At 65.4% G+C, this 16,462-nt stretch carries 17 protein-coding genes; 6 read left to right on the top strand and 11 right to left on the bottom strand.

The window, feature by feature from the left end:
- Positions 1 to 12: 12 nt before the first annotated feature.
- The 4 genes from dapC to CH292_RS08860 all read right to left on the bottom strand — a co-directional run bounded on the left by dapC (position 13) and on the right by CH292_RS08860 (position 4,884).
- A complete protein-coding gene (gene dapC, locus CH292_RS08875) occupies positions 13 to 1,116 on the bottom strand; it encodes a succinyldiaminopimelate transaminase (RefSeq protein ID WP_094654509.1) in 1,104 nt (367 codons plus the stop codon).
- A gap of 2 nt (positions 1,117 to 1,118) precedes the next feature.
- Positions 1,119 to 1,442 carry a ferredoxin gene (fdxA, locus tag CH292_RS08870; RefSeq protein WP_019665415.1) on the bottom strand — a complete coding sequence of 108 codons (324 nt, stop codon included), beginning with the start codon at positions 1,440 to 1,442 and terminating at the stop codon, positions 1,119 to 1,121.
- A 111-nt stretch (positions 1,443 to 1,553) separates the two neighbouring features.
- Complete coding sequence (locus CH292_RS08865) at positions 1,554 to 2,303, bottom strand: hypothetical protein (protein WP_020112609.1); 750 nt, start codon at positions 2,301 to 2,303, stop codon at positions 1,554 to 1,556.
- A 1-nt stretch (position 2,304) separates the two neighbouring features.
- Positions 2,305 to 4,884, bottom strand: a complete 2,580-nt coding sequence (locus CH292_RS08860; protein ID WP_051104911.1) for a bifunctional FO biosynthesis protein CofGH — start codon at positions 4,882 to 4,884, stop codon at positions 2,305 to 2,307.
- A 236-nt stretch (positions 4,885 to 5,120) separates the two neighbouring features.
- On the opposite strand from CH292_RS08860, the gene CH292_RS08855 reads away from it, so the two are divergent.
- Genes CH292_RS08855 through CH292_RS08845 form a run of 3 tightly spaced genes read left to right on the top strand, consistent with a single transcriptional unit; the run spans position 5,121 to position 7,785 of the window.
- Entirely contained in the window at positions 5,121 to 5,609 is a 489-nt protein-coding gene (locus CH292_RS08855; RefSeq protein ID WP_019665418.1) for a PH domain-containing protein, read from the top strand.
- Entirely contained in the window at positions 5,606 to 7,096 is a 1,491-nt protein-coding gene (locus tag CH292_RS08850; RefSeq protein WP_094654508.1) for a PH domain-containing protein, read from the top strand. The genes CH292_RS08855 and CH292_RS08850 overlap by 4 nt, the downstream gene beginning before the upstream one ends.
- On the top strand, positions 7,093 to 7,785 hold the full coding sequence (locus CH292_RS08845; protein ID WP_179277939.1) for a uracil-DNA glycosylase: 693 nt from the start codon (positions 7,093 to 7,095) through the stop codon (positions 7,783 to 7,785). Before CH292_RS08850 ends, CH292_RS08845 begins: the two co-directional genes overlap by 4 nt.
- Here the strand turns inward: CH292_RS08845 and CH292_RS08840 are convergent.
- The 5 genes from CH292_RS08840 to typA all read right to left on the bottom strand — a co-directional run bounded on the left by CH292_RS08840 (position 7,712) and on the right by typA (position 13,059).
- Positions 7,712 to 8,164: a hypothetical protein gene (locus CH292_RS08840; protein WP_019665421.1), complete on the bottom strand. Its 453-nt coding sequence runs from the start codon at positions 8,162 to 8,164 to the stop codon at positions 7,712 to 7,714. The genes CH292_RS08845 and CH292_RS08840 overlap by 74 nt on opposite strands.
- Positions 8,165 to 8,192: 28 nt before the next feature.
- Complete coding sequence (locus tag CH292_RS28865) at positions 8,193 to 8,351, bottom strand: hypothetical protein (protein WP_179277938.1); 159 nt, start codon at positions 8,349 to 8,351, stop codon at positions 8,193 to 8,195.
- A 27-nt stretch (positions 8,352 to 8,378) separates the two neighbouring features.
- Positions 8,379 to 9,284 (bottom strand): N-acetyl-1-D-myo-inositol-2-amino-2-deoxy-alpha-D-glucopyranoside deacetylase, encoded by a 906-nt coding sequence (gene mshB / locus CH292_RS08835; RefSeq protein ID WP_020112612.1) that lies wholly within the window; start codon positions 9,282 to 9,284, stop codon positions 8,379 to 8,381.
- Positions 9,260 to 10,987, bottom strand: coding sequence for an ABC transporter family substrate-binding protein (locus CH292_RS08830; protein WP_037182661.1), 1,728 nt, complete (start codon positions 10,985 to 10,987; stop codon positions 9,260 to 9,262). The genes mshB and CH292_RS08830 overlap by 25 nt, the downstream gene beginning before the upstream one ends.
- 134 nt (positions 10,988 to 11,121) lie before the next feature.
- Positions 11,122 to 13,059 (bottom strand): translational GTPase TypA, encoded by a 1,938-nt coding sequence (typA, locus tag CH292_RS08825; protein ID WP_020112613.1) that lies wholly within the window; start codon positions 13,057 to 13,059, stop codon positions 11,122 to 11,124.
- A gap of 187 nt (positions 13,060 to 13,246) precedes the next feature.
- Between typA and CH292_RS28860 the strand changes: the two genes are divergently transcribed.
- Positions 13,247 to 13,423, top strand: a complete 177-nt coding sequence (locus CH292_RS28860) for a hypothetical protein (RefSeq protein WP_019665427.1) — start codon at positions 13,247 to 13,249, stop codon at positions 13,421 to 13,423.
- Here the strand turns inward: CH292_RS28860 and CH292_RS08815 are convergent.
- The gene (locus CH292_RS08815; RefSeq protein WP_094654506.1) at positions 13,401 to 13,820 is read right to left on the bottom strand and encodes a (deoxy)nucleoside triphosphate pyrophosphohydrolase; all 420 of its coding nucleotides are present in this window, start codon (positions 13,818 to 13,820) and stop codon (positions 13,401 to 13,403) included. The two genes, CH292_RS28860 and CH292_RS08815, sit on opposite strands and share 23 nt — an antisense overlap.
- Here CH292_RS08815 and CH292_RS08810 point away from each other — a divergent pair.
- Positions 13,819 to 14,109 carry a 4a-hydroxytetrahydrobiopterin dehydratase gene (locus CH292_RS08810; protein ID WP_019665429.1) on the top strand — a complete coding sequence of 97 codons (291 nt, stop codon included), beginning with the start codon at positions 13,819 to 13,821 and terminating at the stop codon, positions 14,107 to 14,109. The genes CH292_RS08815 and CH292_RS08810 overlap by 2 nt on opposite strands.
- On the opposite strand, the gene CH292_RS08805 is transcribed toward CH292_RS08810, so the two are convergent.
- Positions 14,051 to 15,295 (bottom strand): mannosyltransferase, encoded by a 1,245-nt coding sequence (locus tag CH292_RS08805; protein ID WP_019665430.1) that lies wholly within the window; start codon positions 15,293 to 15,295, stop codon positions 14,051 to 14,053. The genes CH292_RS08810 and CH292_RS08805 overlap by 59 nt on opposite strands.
- A 324-nt stretch (positions 15,296 to 15,619) precedes the next feature.
- On the opposite strand from CH292_RS08805, the gene CH292_RS08800 reads away from it, so the two are divergent.
- A complete protein-coding gene (locus tag CH292_RS08800) occupies positions 15,620 to 16,423 on the top strand; it encodes a hypothetical protein (protein WP_037141181.1) in 804 nt (267 codons plus the stop codon).
- Positions 16,424 to 16,462 lie beyond the last annotated feature (39 nt).

Genomic DNA, 16,462 nt, shown 5'->3' with positions numbered 1-16,462 from the left:
TAGAGTTCGACGTCAGGAGAGCAACCGCTCCGCTGCCGCGTGGATTCTCTCGTCGGTGGCCGTCAGCGCAATGCGCACATGCTGGGTCCCGCCCGGGCCGTAGAACTCCCCCGGCGCAGCAAGGATGCCCCGTTCGGCGAGCCAGTCGACCGTGTCACGGCAGTACTCGCCGCGCGACGCCCACAGGTACAGACCGGCCTCGGAGTGGTCGACGGTGAATCCGGCCTTCTCGACGGCAGACTTCAGTTCGGTACGGCGTGCACGGTATCGCTCACGCTGCTCGTTCTCGTGCGCGTCGTCGTTCAAGGCCGCGGTCATGGCCGCCTGCACCGGAAGAGGCACCATCATGCCTGCGTGCTTACGCACTTCGAGCACATCCTTCACCAGCACCGGGTCACCGGTCACGAACCCGGCACGGTAGCTGGCCAGGTTCGACGTCTTGGACAGCGAATGCACCGCCAGCAAGTTGGTGTGGTCTCCGTCGGACACACGCGGGTCGAGGACGGACACGGCGTCCGCCTCCCACGTCAGACCGAGGTAGCACTCGTCGGACACGACGACGGCACCCCGCTCCCGCGCCCACGCGACCACCTTCCGCAGGTGATCGACCGGCAGCACTTTGCCGGTGGGGTTGGACGGCGAGTTCACGAAGACCAGGGACGCGTTCTCGGGCCCGAGACGGTTGAGCCCGTCGGCCCGGGTGACGCGCGCGCCGGCGAGCAGAGCGCCGACCTCGTACGTCGGGTAGGCGAGTTCCGGGATCACCACGAGATCGTCGGCGCCGAGGCCGAGCAGCTTCGGCAACCAGGCGATCATTTCCTTGGTACCGATGGCCGGGAGCACCGCGGACGGGTCGATACCGGTGACTCCGTAGCGGCGAGCCAACGACTCGGCTGCTGCGCTCCGCAGCGCATCCGTTCCCAGGGTCGTCGGGTAGCCGGGCTGGTCCGAGACCGAGTTCAGAGCGTCACGGATGATCGGAGCGACGGGGTCGACCGGAGTGCCCACCGACAGATTGACGATGCCGTCCGGGTGCGCCGACGCCTTGTCCTTGGCCGCGGTCAGCGAATCCCACGGAAAATCCGGGAGTCCAGCGGCAACGGAGATGCGCGCCAACGTCAGTTCTCGGCCATGGGGGGAAGTGCCTTGACGAACGGCGAGTCGTGGTCGACTCGGCCGAGCTTGGCCGCGCCGCCGGGCGAACCCAGTTCGTCGAAGAAGTCGACGTTGGCGCTGATGTAGCCGTTCCACTGATCCGGAACGTCGTCCTCGTAGAAGATGGCTTCGACCGGGCAGACCGGCTCACAGGCACCGCAGTCGACGCACTCGTCGGGGTGGATGTACAGCATTCGGTTGCCCTCGTAGATGCAGTCCACCGGGCATTCTTCGATGCATGCCTTGTCCATCACATCCACGCACGGTTCCGCAATCGTGTAGGGCACTGCTGCTCTCCCTCCCTTTCCGCAAAGTCGGCGCCACGATCCGATCGAACCTGGCGCCCTGAAGATCCTAGTATCGCGCCGGAGAATTCCGACAACCAGCGCAGGGTGTCCTCACTTACGCACCGTCACTTTCGAGCCTACGTGGCTTGCGTCGTTCCGGTGCGCACGGATCCACTGCCTCCCCTGTTCCGCAGCCCGGGACAGGGCACCACGTTCTCCCAGGTATCCGGCGACGCCCCCGACGACCGGGATGGCGGAGAGCACCCGGAGCACACCCCGGCTACGTGGGCGTTTCGCCAGCTCGCCGGACACATCGCGCAGCACGTTCGCCACGTCCCACATTCCGCGCAACAACGCGAAAGGACCGCGACCTCTCGGTGTGGCAGGACGCTCGGGTTCGGGGGCAGAGAGATCGATCTCACGTTCGCACAGCACCGACGCGAGCATCCGGACGTGATCCGCTCGGTCGGTGACGCCGCTCTCGCGCGCCACCGCGACCAGGACCATCGCCTGGTTGGCGAAACCGAGCAGGTCCTGCAGCGGAAGCCGGTTGACGAGAACGCCGAACACTCCGGGGAACGCGACCGCGACGGTGTTCAACGCGCCGATGCGCGCCACCCACCACTGCGATCGCGCGTCCTCGTCGAGAGCCTCCCACCCCTTGGTCCCCGGAAAGTCGGTCGCATCGAGCGCCGACGCCAGTGTGTCCAGAACCTTGTCGAGCGCCGTGTCGGTGTCCGTCGATGTCCTGAACGTTCTGCCTTTGAGTCCCACCGGGTCCCGTTGGGCCAGCAGGTCGAGTACGGGGTCGATGATGGCGACGGCGCGGCCCAGAGCCGCCGCTACGGTGCGATCCTCCATGTCAGACCAGCTCCACGGCCGGGACACGGTCGACGAGTTCGTAGGTCGTCGTGCGCTCGCGTGCCTGGCGCCCGATGCCGTTAGCGATCTCGTGCAACTCGGCGACGGTCTTCTCCGACCCGTTCTGGCTGCCCGCCATCCGCGAGATGGTCTCCTCCATCAGCGTTCCGCCGAGGTCGTTGGCTCCGCCGTTCAGCATCACCTGAGTTCCCGTGATCCCGAGCTTGACCCAGGACGTCTGGATGGAGTCGATCCGTCCGTGCAGCATGATGCGCGCCAACGCATGAACAGCGCGGTTGTCCCGATTTGTCGGGCCGGGACGCGACGCACCCGCCAGGTACAACGGCGACGACTGGTGCACGAACGGCAGCGGCACGAATTCCGTGAATCCCCCGGTCTTGTCTTGAATCTTCTTGAGCACGTTCATGTGTCCGACCCAGTGCGAAGGGTTGTCCACGTGCCCGTACATCATCGTCGAGCTCGAGCGCAGTCCCACTTCGTGCGCGGTGGTGACGACCTCGATCCACTCGGCTGCAGGCAACTTACCCTTGGTCAACACCCAGCGGACCTCGTCGTCGAGAATCTCGGCGGCGGTGCCGGGGATGGTGTCCAGGCCTGCCGCCCGGAGTTCCGTCAGCCACTCACGGATCGATTGACCGCCGCGCGAGGCCCCGTTGACGATTTCCATCGGAGAGAACGCGTGCACATGCATCGACGGCACCCGCTCCTTCACCGCACGCACCAGATCCGCGTAGCCGGTGACCGGCAACTCCGGATCGATGCCGCCCTGCATGCACACCTCGCTCGCCCCCGCGACGTGCGCCTCCCATGCACGATCGGCGACTTCGGACGTCGACAGCGTGAAGGCGTCGGCGTCGCCCTTACGTTGCGCGAACGCGCAGAATCGGCAACCGGTGTAGCAGATGTTGGTGAAGTTGATGTTCCGGTTGACGACGTAGGTGACGGTGTCTCCGTTGACCTGCTTGCGCAGGTCGTCGGCCAACGCCGCAACGGCATCCATGCCAGGGCCCTCGGCCGTCGCCAACGCGAGATACTGCTCGTCCGACAGCCCTGCCGGGTCTTTCTCCGCCGCATTCAACGCCGACACCAGGTCTCGGTCGACCCGCTCGAGGCCCGCCAGGTCACGAACCTGCTCACGGATCGACTCCCAGTCACCGAACGCGTTCGCGAGATCGCTTCGAGTGTCGGTGTTTCGGCCTTCGGTGTCGATCTCGGTGTTCAGGTCGACACGTCCCGACGATTCCCACTCCTCGTCCGGCTCCTGCCACGGCTGCCCTTCCGGGATGACGCCTTCGCGCGCCATCCCGGTCTCGGGGTCGGCCAGCGCCTTGACGTGCGCGGAGATCCTCGGATCGATCCAGGGCGCGCCGGCGAGGATGTACTGCGGCTGCGCCGCGGTCCGCTCGACGAGGGTGTATCCCGCGGCCTGGCTCAGCTCGGCGAGGGTGTCCAGATTCGGCCACGGCCGCTCGGGATTGACGTGGTCCGGCGTCAACGGTGACACACCGCCCCAGTCGTCGACGCCCGCGCCCAGCAACGCAGCCGTCTCCGCTGCCTCGACGAGGTTGGGCGGAGCCTGAATTCGCATGGCCGGCCCCAGCAGGATCCGGGTCACCGCGATGGTCGCGAGGAACTCTTCCATGCCGGCATTCGGCGCCTGGCGCATCGCGGTGTCCGGCTTGGCGAGGAAGTTCTGCACGATGATTTCCTGCACATGCCCGAACGCCTTGTGCACCTTACGGATTGCCATGATCGACTCCGCACGGTCACGGATGGTCTCGCCGATACCCACGAGGATTCCCGTGGTGAACGGAATGTTCAACCGGCCCGCGTCGGTCAGCGTGCGCAAGCGCACCTCGGGATCCTTGTCGGGGCTGCCGTAATGCGCCTGCCCCTTCTCCTCGAACAACCGACGGGACGTGGTCTCGAGCATCATGCCCATCGACGGCGCGACAGGCTTGAGACGCGAGAGTTCCTGCCACGACATCACACCCGGATTCAGGTGCGGCAGAAGACCGGTCTCCTCGAGCACCTTGATCGCCATGGCACGCACGTAATCCAACGTCGAGTCGTAGCCACGCGAATCGAGCCATTCCTTCGCCTCCGGCCACCGCTCCTCGGGACGATCACCGAGCGTGAACAACGCCTCCTTGCAGCCCAATGCCGCACCCTGCCGAGCGACCTCGACGATCTCGTCGGGATCCATGAACAGCCCGTGGCCTTCTGCCTTCAGCTTTCCCGGGACCGTCACGAACGTGCAGTAATGGCACTTGTCCCGGCACAACCGCGTGATCGGCACGAACACCTTGCGCGAATAACTGACGGTGGCTTCCCGCCCGGCCGCCAGAAGACCGGCGTCGCGAACCCGAGACGCCGACGCCATCAGGTCCACCAAGTCGTCACCGCGAGCATGCAGCAGCACAGTGGCTTCGTCGACGTTCAGGCTGACACCGTCACGCGCGCGCCGGAGCACCCGACGCATAGCGGACGGTGCAGGAGCTTTCTCGGCTGCGGAAGCTTTCTCTGTTGCGGACGGCACGGAAACGGGATCGGGCAACATGGTCACCAGTCGATCATGCTCCTCCGACACACGGACGTGCCACCGGGACCGCTTCGCGGGTGAATCGTCACGACAACGACCGGATCACCCTGCAGGGGTTTCCCGCTGCAAACGTGCTCGGCGCAACATCCCTCGTCACCACGCTCCCCGCGCACGTTCCGTTCCACCGCGCAGGTTGCAACCCGCGCTCCCGCTACAACCCGCGCGGCCAGGGTGTGCGGATAGGGTCTGTAGGCATGATCACGATGACCGACCCGGCGTGGCGTCCGAGTCCCCGTGCCAAGCAGTTGTGGGCGATCAATGCGACGTTGATCTGGATTCCGGTGTTCGTTGCACAGGTCGTGTGGGCGGTGGTCGTTGATACGTGGACGACGTGGCCGCACGTCACGGTGTTCGGGGTGTCGGTTGTGCTCGCGGTACTGGACATCGTGGTGACGCCGATCTGGCGGTATCGAGTGCACCGCTGGGAGATCAGCGACACCGCGGTCTACACCCGCACGGGGTGGTTCAACCAGGAGCGACGTGTCGCCCCGATCAGCCGGGTGCAGACAGTGGACACCGAGCGTGGTCCGATCGATCGCCTGCTCGGGTTGTCGACGGTGACGGTGACGACGGCGTCCTCCGCGGGTGCTGTCAAGATCACGGCCCTCGACAAGGAGGTTGCAGACAAGACCGTCGCACAGCTGACCGACATCGCGGGACGGACGTTGGGCGACGCCACATGAGCAACGAACTCCTCGCCGAGGAAGAGCAGCAACCGTGGTTGCGGCTCGACAAGCGGATGCTGCTGGTGCATCCGGTCAACGAGGCAGTGAAGGTTCTGCCGGTCCTGCTGGTGTCGTTCATCGTCGGTAGTCAGAGCGGCAATCATCTGTGGGGCTTGATCATCGTCGCGGTGGTCGTCGTGTTCGCGATTCTGCGCTGGTTCACCACGAGTTACCGAATCGGCCCGGTGCACGTGCAGCTGCGTACCGGCGTTTTTCAGAAGAAGCTCCTGTCGGTGCCGCGCAGCCGCATTCGGTCCGTGGACATCGAGGCCGGTGTGCTCCACCGCGTGCTCGGTCTGTCGATCCTGCGCATCGGCACGGGTCAGCAGGCGGGAAAGGGTGAGAAGTTCGAGCTGAACGCACTCGACTCGAAGGTCGTACCTGCCCTGCGCGAAGAGCTGCTCGAGCGAGTCACGAGACGACTGGACTCTCCGAACGAAGCGCCACCGGCAGAGAACGAGATCGCGCACTGGCGGACGTCGTGGGTGCGCTATGCACCGTTCTCGTTCACCGGCGTCGTCACCATCGCCGCAGCGATCGGTGTCCTGTTCCAGTACGGATTCGCGGAAACGATCACCGAGTCCTCGGTCGTCACCGACAGCATCGACTCCGCCGAGCGATTCGGGATCGCAGTGGTGATCGTGGTCGGACTCCTCGTCCTGCTGGCGATAGCGAGCGTGTTCGCCTGCGTCCGCTACCTGATCGCGTACGGCAACCTGACGGTCACCGACGACGGCACTCGACTGCACGTCGCACACGGACTGCTGAGGACCCGGTCGACGACACTGGACCGTAAACGTCTGCGCGGGACGTCACTGTCCGAGCCGCTGCTGCTGCGGGTCGCGAAAGGCGCGAAGCTCGACGCCATCATGACCGGTGTCAGTGCGGAGAAGAAGGAGTCGTCACTGCTGCTCCCCCAGGCTCCCGCTGTCGAAGCCAGACGAATGATGACCGTCGTCCTCGGTGACGCGGGACTTCACGGGGACGCCAGAAAACCTTTGGTGGTGCACGGCCCGGCTGCACAGCGTCGGCGTTACACACGGGCGGTGCTACCTGTCGCCGTCGTCGCAGCAGGCGTCGGCGTCGCGGAGTACGCAGGTGCACCGATCCCCATCCTCGTCTGGGCCGCACTGGCCGTTCTGTTCGTCGGCGCACTCCTGGTTGCCTGGGACCGCTGTCGGGGTCTCGGCCACGCCGTTCTACCGGGTTGGCTGATCACGCAGCACGGTTCGCTGGATCGCAAGCGCCACAGCCTCGAGGCTGCAGGAATCATCGGGTGGACCGTGCGCCAGAGCTTCTTCCAGCGCCGCGCCGGGGTCGCGACCATCGTCGCCGCGACTCCCGCAGGTGTCGGGCACTACGAAATCCTCGACGTACCCGTCGACCAGGCGTGGTCACTCGTCGAGGCGGTGACTCCGGGAGCCGGTGACAAGTGGGCTCGATGACCCCACGAGACATTCCTCGGCTCGACGCGGCGGTATCGCAGTGCAGGGCCTGCCGACGCCTGGTGAACTGGCGTGAAAAGGTGGCCGTCGAGAAGCGGGCGGCGTTCCGCGACGAAACCTACTGGGGCAGAGCGGTCCCTGGATTCGGGCCGGCGGATGCACGCGTTCTGATAGTCGGGCTCGCGCCCGCAGCTCACGGAGCCAATCGCACCGGGCGCATGTTCACCGGCGACCGAAGCGGAGATTTTCTCTATGCGGCGCTGCACGCCGTCGGGCTGGCCAACCAGCCCACGTCGACCCATATCGGTGACGGCCTCGAGCTACGAGGTGTACGGATCACGGCTCCCGTGCACTGTGCTCCCCCGGACAACAAGCCGACGGTCACCGAGCGTGACCGGTGCCAGAAGTGGCTCGATATCGAACTGCGCCTGCTGAAGCCGACACTGCGATCGATCGTCGTCCTCGGCGGCTTCGGCTGGCAATCACTGTTGCCGATGCTCGAACGAAACGGGTGGGAAGTCCCGCGACCGCGGCCGAAGTTCGGGCACGGCGTGCACGTCCAACTCGACGGCGTCCGCTTGTTCGGCAGCTACCACGTCAGCCAGCAGAACACGTTCACCGGGAGGCTGACCCCGACGATGATCGAGAATGTGCTCCGGGATGCGGGTGAGCATGCGGGGCTGCTGTGAGACGTTGCAGCCTCCAGCTGAACAGCAGGACACCCGGTGGAACGAGTCCGCCGAGAAGCAGTACCGCCGTGCGCCAGTCCGCCAGGAGCAGGACGTCTCCGCCGGGGCCACCGAACATGCACAGCAGGACGGCCACGAACCACGCGATCAGCGGCGACGCGACGGCAACCGGTTCCTCGGCGACCTTGCGGGCCGCGAACAGCAACGCAACGTTCGCAGCCCCGGCAAGGAGCGCACTCACCGGGAACGGCACCGAGCCGAGGTAGGTGGGAAGAAACAGGATCGACAGAACGCCGCACAGAAAACCGTCGAAGATCAGTACTGCGAGAGTTGCCCTCGACACGAGGACGACAGCATTGGATGCGGCCTTCGAGATCATGCGTCCAATACTGACGTATCGAGATCGATCAGGAGACCGGCGGGTATCCCAACGAGGTCAGTAGGGTGCTCAGCGCCGACGCGATATCGGTCAGTCCCTGCTGGTAGAGCATTTCCTGCCGCGGAAAGTCCGGCATGAGCGAGTTGACGAACGCGACTATGGCGTCCTGCACGATCCAGTTGTACATGTGTGACCCACCCCAGATGCAATCAAATTAGTGATTCACGCCATATCCTAGTACGCCGGCGAACAGATCCGTTTCCCTACCCGACGAATCGAGGTCCGCCGGCTCGCCGCGGACCAGCACGTACTGCTCGTCGGCGAGGATGGGTTGCACGATGTTGTTGGACAGCGCGTACTCGACACCCGACGGCGCCACGGTCACCTGAGTGGCGTGGGCACGCAGGGCATCACGCTTGAGGTCGAAGACCTCACGCACATCGATCGACGTCGTCACGACACTCTCCGGAACCGAGGGGAGTTCACCGTCCTCCGGCATCCTCCAACCGTCGGGCACCTCGCCGATCGCGTCGATACCGTCGTGCAGCTGCTTCTCGCCGGTGACGGTCCAGTAGAACTTCCTCGGCGTGCAGGGCGCACCCGCGTCCGGATAGTGGTCCGTTCCCGCCAGGTCGAACGCTTCCGTCACCAGAGAATGCACCTGCTGGTGATCCGGGTGACCGTAGCCGCCCTCCGGGTCGTAGCCGACGATCACGTCCGGCTGCACACTGCGTACCACCGACAGCATCGCTTCGAGCGCCTCGTCTCGATTCGCGTTGACGAACGCCCGCGGATTGGCCGCCGCCGCCGTTCCGGCCATTCCCGAGTCGCGGTACTTCCCTGCTCCACCGAGGAATCTCGGAGGCTGTGCACCGAGAACTGCCAGCGCCCTGTCCAATTCGAGGATGCGGTATCCACCGAGCTGGTTCGCTTCGTCGACCACGAGGTGTGCCCACGTGTCTCCGATGACCTCGCCCTCCTCGCCGAGCGAGCACGTCAGGACCGTCACTTCCACGCCTGCTCGCGCGTAACGCGCGATGGTGCCTCCGGTGGTGATGGTCTCGTCGTCCGGATGTGCGTGAACGAGTAGCAGTTTCACTTGGTCGGTGTCCTCACCCATTTCGATGCGTCGCCGAAGATCCCCGTTTCGATGGGACCGGTCAACGACGCACCTTCCACGCCGGTGCCCGCTGCGACGACGGAAGAATCCTGCATGATCGGGAGCACCGCGGCCAACTCCCAGAGCTTCGGCTCGGCTTCGGCGACGAGGCGGTCAACCGGTAGTTCCCCTCGAAGCGCGCGGTCCACCGAGCCTTCGAGCTCCGGCACACACAGCCCGGACAGATTGCTCGGTGACGGCAGAGGCGCGTCGTCGCCCTCGGTCTCCACTTGCGCGGGCGCGTCGGTCTGCGTTGCCGGGCAACCGAATCGAGACGCCATGACGGTTGCCGGATCCACTCCGGCCGCGGACCACCCGACGATCGCGTCGACCTCGCTGTCGGTCAGAGCGGTGCTGTACAACTCCTCCGCAGGCAGCGCAGTGACCGTTGCCTTGATTCCTGCGCCGGACAGCTGGTCCGCCGCGGTGTTCGCGACGGCGATCGACACCGTGTCGTTCTCCACGGCACCGATCACGAAATCGAGAGGCACACCGGCTTTTCCGAAAGACCCGTCGGCCAAGGGAACGTACCCGGCCTGTTCCAGCAGCGTCACCGCGGCCTCGCGAGAGATCGGAGCCGGCGCGGTGGCGTCGTAGCGCGTGTCCGACGGAGAGGTCAGATGCGCACGGGCAGGATGATCGGCAGATCCGGATCCTGCTGCGACGGTGGACAACAGCGAGGAGTCGAGCAGACCCAGCATCCCTCGCCGCACGACCGGGTCGGCCAGCACGGGCGTGCGCCCGTTCAGCGTCAGATCCAGAACGCGGGGTTGGAACCGAATGCCGGTGCGAATACCGGGGATTGCCGACAGTTGCGCTTCCGTAGCCGTTCCTGCTCGGACCTGCGCAGCTTGTGCGTCGCCCGAACGCAGCGAATCCGCGAGCTGAGCCGGAGTTCCGCCCCGGCGAAGCAGAATCTGGAACGGCAAGGCGGGCTCACCCCAATAGCGGTCGTTGCGCTCGAGCAGGATTTCGTCGCGCCCACGGTCGATGGACTTGATGTTGAACTGACTGCCGGAGACGGGAACGTTGTCGCTGAGGCCGGTCTCGAAGCCGCCGGGCGAGTCCTTGAGCAGATGACTCGGCAGCAGGTCGGTGAACAGTCGCTGCCAGTTCGGGTACGGCTGAGACAGGGTGACGTCGACGGTCTTGCCTCCACCGGACGAGGCGACGTCCTCGATCAGCGCGTATCCAGCGGGATCGACGACGCCTGGCTGCGAGATCATCTGCTGCCACAGGTATCTGAAGTCCTCGGCGGCGATGGGCGCACTGTCGGACCACTGTGCGTCGTTGCGCAGCTGGTATCTGACCGTGAACGGGTTCTGAGACGTCACCTCGGCCGACACGAGGACAGTCGAATCCAGAGCCCAGACGGTGCTCGCCGGATCGTTCGGATCGGCGATCGGACGAAAGGGGCTCGGTAGGACGAGGGAACTGACAGCAGAATTGGCCGGCGACTGATCCGAGAGCAGGTGGGGATTGAAACCGATCCCCACGTCGTCGATGGCCACGACCACCCGATCGCCGGTTTCGGTCGGCGCCGGAGTGGTCGTCGTGGTCTCGGGAGTGGGTTCGCTCTCGACGGGAGGCGGCGGATTGGCCGTGCAGGCTGCCAACGCCAGTGCAATGGCTGCGACTGCAATGCCACTCTTCGTCCGCCGCACTATGGCCGCTCCTTCGTCGTCACAGCACCTGTCCACTCCTCGAGCTCCACTCCTGTCACGAGCGTGGTGGCCCTCTGCAGGGTCACCACGCTCGAACCTGAGACATCAGCCCAGAATTTACCGAAACAGACTGATTACAGAGCAGCCTTGTCGCGGGACTTGCTACGCGAACGCTCGCGAGCGCGCTCGTTGGAGTCGAGGTGCACCTTGCGGACGCGAACGACCTCGGGGGTCACCTCGACGCACTCGTCGCCTGCACAGAACTCCATGGCCATTTCCAGGTCCAGCTTCTTCGGCTTGGCCAGGGTCTCCATGACGTCGGCGGAGGACTGACGCATGTTGGTCAGCTTCTTCTCGCGGGTCACGTTGATGTCGAGGTCTTCCTGACGCGGGTTGATACCTACGACCATGCCCTCGTAGGTGTCCGCGCCGGGCTCGACGAAGAACGTTCCGCGGTCGGCCAGCTGAATCATGGCGAACGGGGTGACGCTTCCGCTGCGGTCCGAGACGAGCGAGCCGGTGTGGCGTGCACGGATCTCGCCTGCCCACGGTGCGTAGCCGTGGAAGACGGCGTTGGCGATACCGGTGCCGCGGGTGTCGGTGAGGAAGTCGGTGCGGAAACCGATCAGGCCTCGCGACGGGACGATGAACTCCATCCGAACCCAGCCTGCGCCGTGGTTCGTCATCTGCACCATCTTGCCCTTGCGTGCCGCGAGGAGCTGGGTGACGCTGCCGAGGAATTCCTCGGGGGTGTCGATGGTGAGCTCCTCGAAGGGCTCGTGGATCTTGCCGTCGACCTGGCGGGTGACCACCTGGGGCTTGCCGACGGTCAGTTCGAAGCCTTCGCGGCGCATCTGCTCGACGAGGATGGCGAGGGCGAGCTCACCACGACCCTGCACCTCCCAGGCGTCGGGACGACCGATGTCGAGGACCTTGAGCGAGACGTTGCCGACGAGCTCGGAATCCAGACGGCTCTTGACCATGCGAGCGGTGAGCTTGTGGCCGCTGACGCGTCCCACGAGCGGGCTCGTGTTGGTGCCGATGGTGACCGAGATGGCCGGCTGGTCGACAGTGATGCGGGGCAGGGCGACCGGGTTTTCCAGGTCGGCCAGGGTGTCACCGATCATGATGTCCGGGAAACCGGCCACAGCGACGATGTCGCCCGCGACACCCTTCTCGCCGGGGACGCGCTCGACACCGATGGTGTTGAGCAGCTCGGTGACCTTGGTCTTCTGGACGACGGGCTCGCCGTCGACTTCACGCATCCAGCTGACGGTCTGGCCCTTGCTGAGCGTGCCGTTGTGGATACGGACGAGCGCGAGGCGGCCGAGGAAGGCCGACGCGTCGAGGTTGGTGACGTGCGCCTGGAGCGGCGCGTCGACGTTGCCCTTGGGCGCGGGAACGTAGTTGAGGAGGACGTCGAACAGTTCGTCGAGGTTCTCGGCGTCCGGTGCGCTGCCGTTCTCGGGCTGCACCTTCGATGCCTTGCCCTCACGGCCGGAGGCGTACAGAACGGGAAGGTCGAGGGCGAGCTCGGCTGCCTCGGACGCTTCGTCGTCGAGGTCCGACGCCAGATCCAGCAGCAGGTCGTGGCTCTCGGAGACGACCTCTTCGATGCGCGCGTCGGGACGGTCGGTCTTGTTCACGACCAGGATGACGGGCAGCGACGCGGCGAGCGCCTTGCGGAGCACGAAGCGCGTCTGCGGCAGTGGGCCTTCGGACGCGTCGACGAGCAGGACGACGCCGTCGACCATCGAGAGGCCGCGTTCGACCTCTCCACCGAAGTCGGCGTGGCCGGGGGTGTCGATGACGTTGATGACGGTGATGGTGCCGTCCGGGTTGTGGCGGTGAACGGCGGTGTTCTTCGCCAGGATGGTGATGCCTTTTTCCTTCTCGAGGTCACCGGAGTCCATGACTCGGTCCACGAGTTCGGCGCGTTCCTCGAACGCTCCCGACTGCCGCAGCATGGCGTCGACCAGCGTGGTCTTGCCGTGGTCGACGTGTGCAACGATGGCTACGTTGCGGAAGGTTGTGGTGCTGTCGATGTTGTCTGCACTGCTTGGGGCGCTCACGCGAAAAATTCTCCTGGGTCGAATGCGGGCTCTTGTTCGCTAGCGGGCTTATGTCGCTAGAGAAGCGCGCTGCACCGCGAGGTTCTCGCGACCGATCGAGTTTACCCGCTCGCACAGGGTGACCTGCACCACGCAGTACTGTTGGGTAGGAATTCACCTTCGAGTCGAGCAAAGCGGAGCCACCAAAATGGGCAAGGTCAAGGCCAAGGACATCTCGGGTCTGAAGCCCAAGAAGAAGTGTTGCCGCAAGAAAACACGGTGCTTGAAGTGCCCCGTCGTCATCATGCGTATGAAGAAACTCGAAGATGCTGGCGCCACCGGCAAGGACTTGAAGAAGGGCCTCAAGAAGGCTCGGGCTGCCTGAGAAAGGCACTCAATTCGGGGACCCAGGCGCGATCGGCGTCGACGAGGTCCATTGTGGACAGCGCCGACGCATCCACCCAGCGAAGCGCGGAGTGATCGAGCGGTACCGGGTTACCGGAGATCAACTCGACGCGGTAGGCGCGGAGCACACGGCCTTCGGCCAGACCGACATCACCGGTCAACGCATTGCCGACGGCGGTCTCGACGCCCAGTTCCTCACGCAGCTCGCGCGCCAACGCCGCCTCGGGGGTTTCGCCCGGCTCCACTTTCCCGCCGGGAAGCTCCCACAGGCCGGCGAGTTCGGCGGGCCGCGAGCGCTGCGCGAGCAGCAACAATCCGTCGGAGACGATCGCTCCTGCCACCACGAGACGTCTCTTCGTGCCACCATCGTCAGTCATGGACGACCTACTCTCCGATTCCGATGTCGACGACGCCCTTCGCGCCCTCCCCCAGTGGCGACGGGTGGACTCGTCGATCGTCCGCACCGTCGAACTTCCGACCTTCCCGTCCGCGATCGAGTTCGTCTCCAGTGTGGCGGCTGCCGCGGAGGCCGCCGACCATCACCCGGACATCGACATTCGATGGCGCAAGCTGACGTTCGCTCTGTCGACGCATTCGGCGGGCGGGCTCACGCAGAAGGATGTGGATCTGGCGCATCGGATCGACGCCTTGCTGCCCGAAGACTGAGCAACTGCTCGCGCAGGCGATCTCGACCGAGGTAGACGACCCAGCCGTAGACAAGCACGATTCCGACGATGTCGACGGCACCGAACCAGGCGAGCACTCCGGGCCGGGAGACCAGCCAGATCGATTCCTGAAAGAAGCTGAGTATCCACGGCACTCCGACGAGCGTCGTGAGCAGCCAGTATCCGGCGACGATGCGGGTTCCGATTCGTCGGCGGTCGGGGCCGTGCAGCAACCACACGAGCATCGGCATGACCCAGACCCAGTGATGGGACCAGGAGATGGGCGAGACGGCGAGCCCGAGCAGTTGGACGATGATCAGCGTGCCGAGGAGGTCACCGGGGGGCAGCGCCCGCCACGCAGCGACCGCGAGGGCAGCGATCACCAGTACGCCGGCGATCCAGGCGACGGACGATTCGACGTCGTATCCCGCGATGCGGCTCATCGCCCCTCGGAGCGACTGGTTCCACACCGATCCGACGGGACCGATGCGGTCGGCGTCGCCCAGCAGAGTCGTGAAGTACGTGCCCGCCTGGTGTCCGAGGACCGCGTAACTGACGGCGACAGTCGCCCCGAACGCGACGGCCGAGAATGCAGCGGCCTTCCATCGTCGGGTGGCGAGGAAGAACAGTCCGGTGATCGCGGGCGTCAGCTTGATGCCGGCGACGAAACCGACGATGCCGCCTGCGACCCACCATCTGGAGCTGCGTACCGCGAGCACGGCCCCCAGGGCGAGGAAGACGTTGACCTGCCCGTAGTCGAGCGTGGTGCGTACCGGTTCGGTCCACAGAGCCAGCGCGGTCCACGCCATGGCGGGTCGCACGGTTGCCGCGTCGTCGCCGAGGATCATCTCGAGTGCGAGCTTGATCAGCAGGAACAGTGCGGCCATCGTCGCGAGCTGCCAGCACACGCCGACGAACGTGAAGGGCAGGTAGTGCAGCGGGAAGAACACGAGTGCCGCGAACGGCGGATACGTGAACGGAAGCGGAAAGTCCGGAGTCTCTTCGGAATACGTGAAGTCGTAGAGGTCGTCCCGCAGCAGCGCCGCGGATCCGTCGACGTAGACGTGCAGGTCGACGAGGTTCATGCCGTTCTCGGTTGCGAACGCCCAGACGAGACGCGCGATCACCGACACAGCCAGCAGGAGAGGTGCGAGCCGGAGGATCGACAGACGGGGCGGGGGGTTCACTGAAGTAACTGCTCCCGTTCGATTCGACCGCGATTGACGCCTGAGCCTATAGGGCGCCGGATCCGGTTCCGAAACAGCCGTTCACAGAAATTCCGCGACCACGTGTTGGATTGTCACAAATAACAGTTTCATCACCAGTAACACTATTCACTTCTGTAACAGGCTAATCTACGGTGGCAGTCTGGCATCGGCATCGGCTGTACAACGATGGGCCGTATACATAGAGTGACCCCTCGAGCCAGCAACAGTTCCACGGCCCGCTTTCGATGAGGATGGGGAAATCAAGTGCTTCGTAACGGGGTAACGCGCAGGACCGTCACCGCAGTGGCTGTGACAATCGCTGCCGCGCTGGCAGTGCCGGCCACCGCATCGGCCGAACCTGCACTGCAGGCCCCCGCCGCTCCTGAGTCCCCGACTCCCGAGACGCAGGTACCTCCCTTCTTCCTCCCTACTCCGGATCAGCCGCTTCCCGATTACGCACAGATCGAAGCCCTCGCCTCGTTCGCGCCGGCCATTCTCGGCGCTGCAGCCGGTCCGACGGATGTCGCCGCCGCACCTCAGGCGGATCTTCTCGCCCAGGCGCGCGCGCTCCTCGAGAACTCGGCTCTGCCGGATCAGGTCAAGTCCACCCTCGAGCGGGTCATCACGTTCCTCGACGGTTCCGGCGGCGGTGGCCCGGAGCTTCCTCCCGCGGACGGTCCGGTCATCGCGCAGTTCCTGTACCCCACCATCGGTAAGGGATGCATCTCCGACAGCGCGGACTCGGTCGGCACAGCACTCGCAGTACCCGGCCCGGCAACGCTGCCCCCTCCCGGTCCGCCCGCCGGCCAGGCAGGTTTCGTCTTCACCGCGCTCGGCACCGCGCCCATCGCGCAGGTCCAGGAAGCTCCGCTGACGGTCACGTGGCTCAACCTCGACAACCGTCGAACAGGCACCACGGAACTCACCGGGGCATCGAACATCAATCCGGACGGACCGGCCACCGTCTCGGCTATCGCCGACACCGGCCCCGGCCGCGTGCTCGCTGTCGTCTCGGGTTCCATCACGACGCAGTCCAAGGAAGATCCGGCCGCTCCGGCACGCACGTGCGGATTCCTGCCGACCATCGGGACCGTGTTCGTTCCCTGATCGACCGAGCCTGGTCGTTCCCTGGCCGGCATTGCCCAC

This window comes from Rhodococcus sp. 14-2470-1a (assembly GCF_002259425.1).
Classification (GTDB): Bacteria; Actinomycetota; Actinomycetes; order Mycobacteriales; family Mycobacteriaceae; genus Rhodococcoides; species Rhodococcoides fascians_E.
This window is presented reverse-complemented; position numbering and strand designations above follow the sequence as displayed.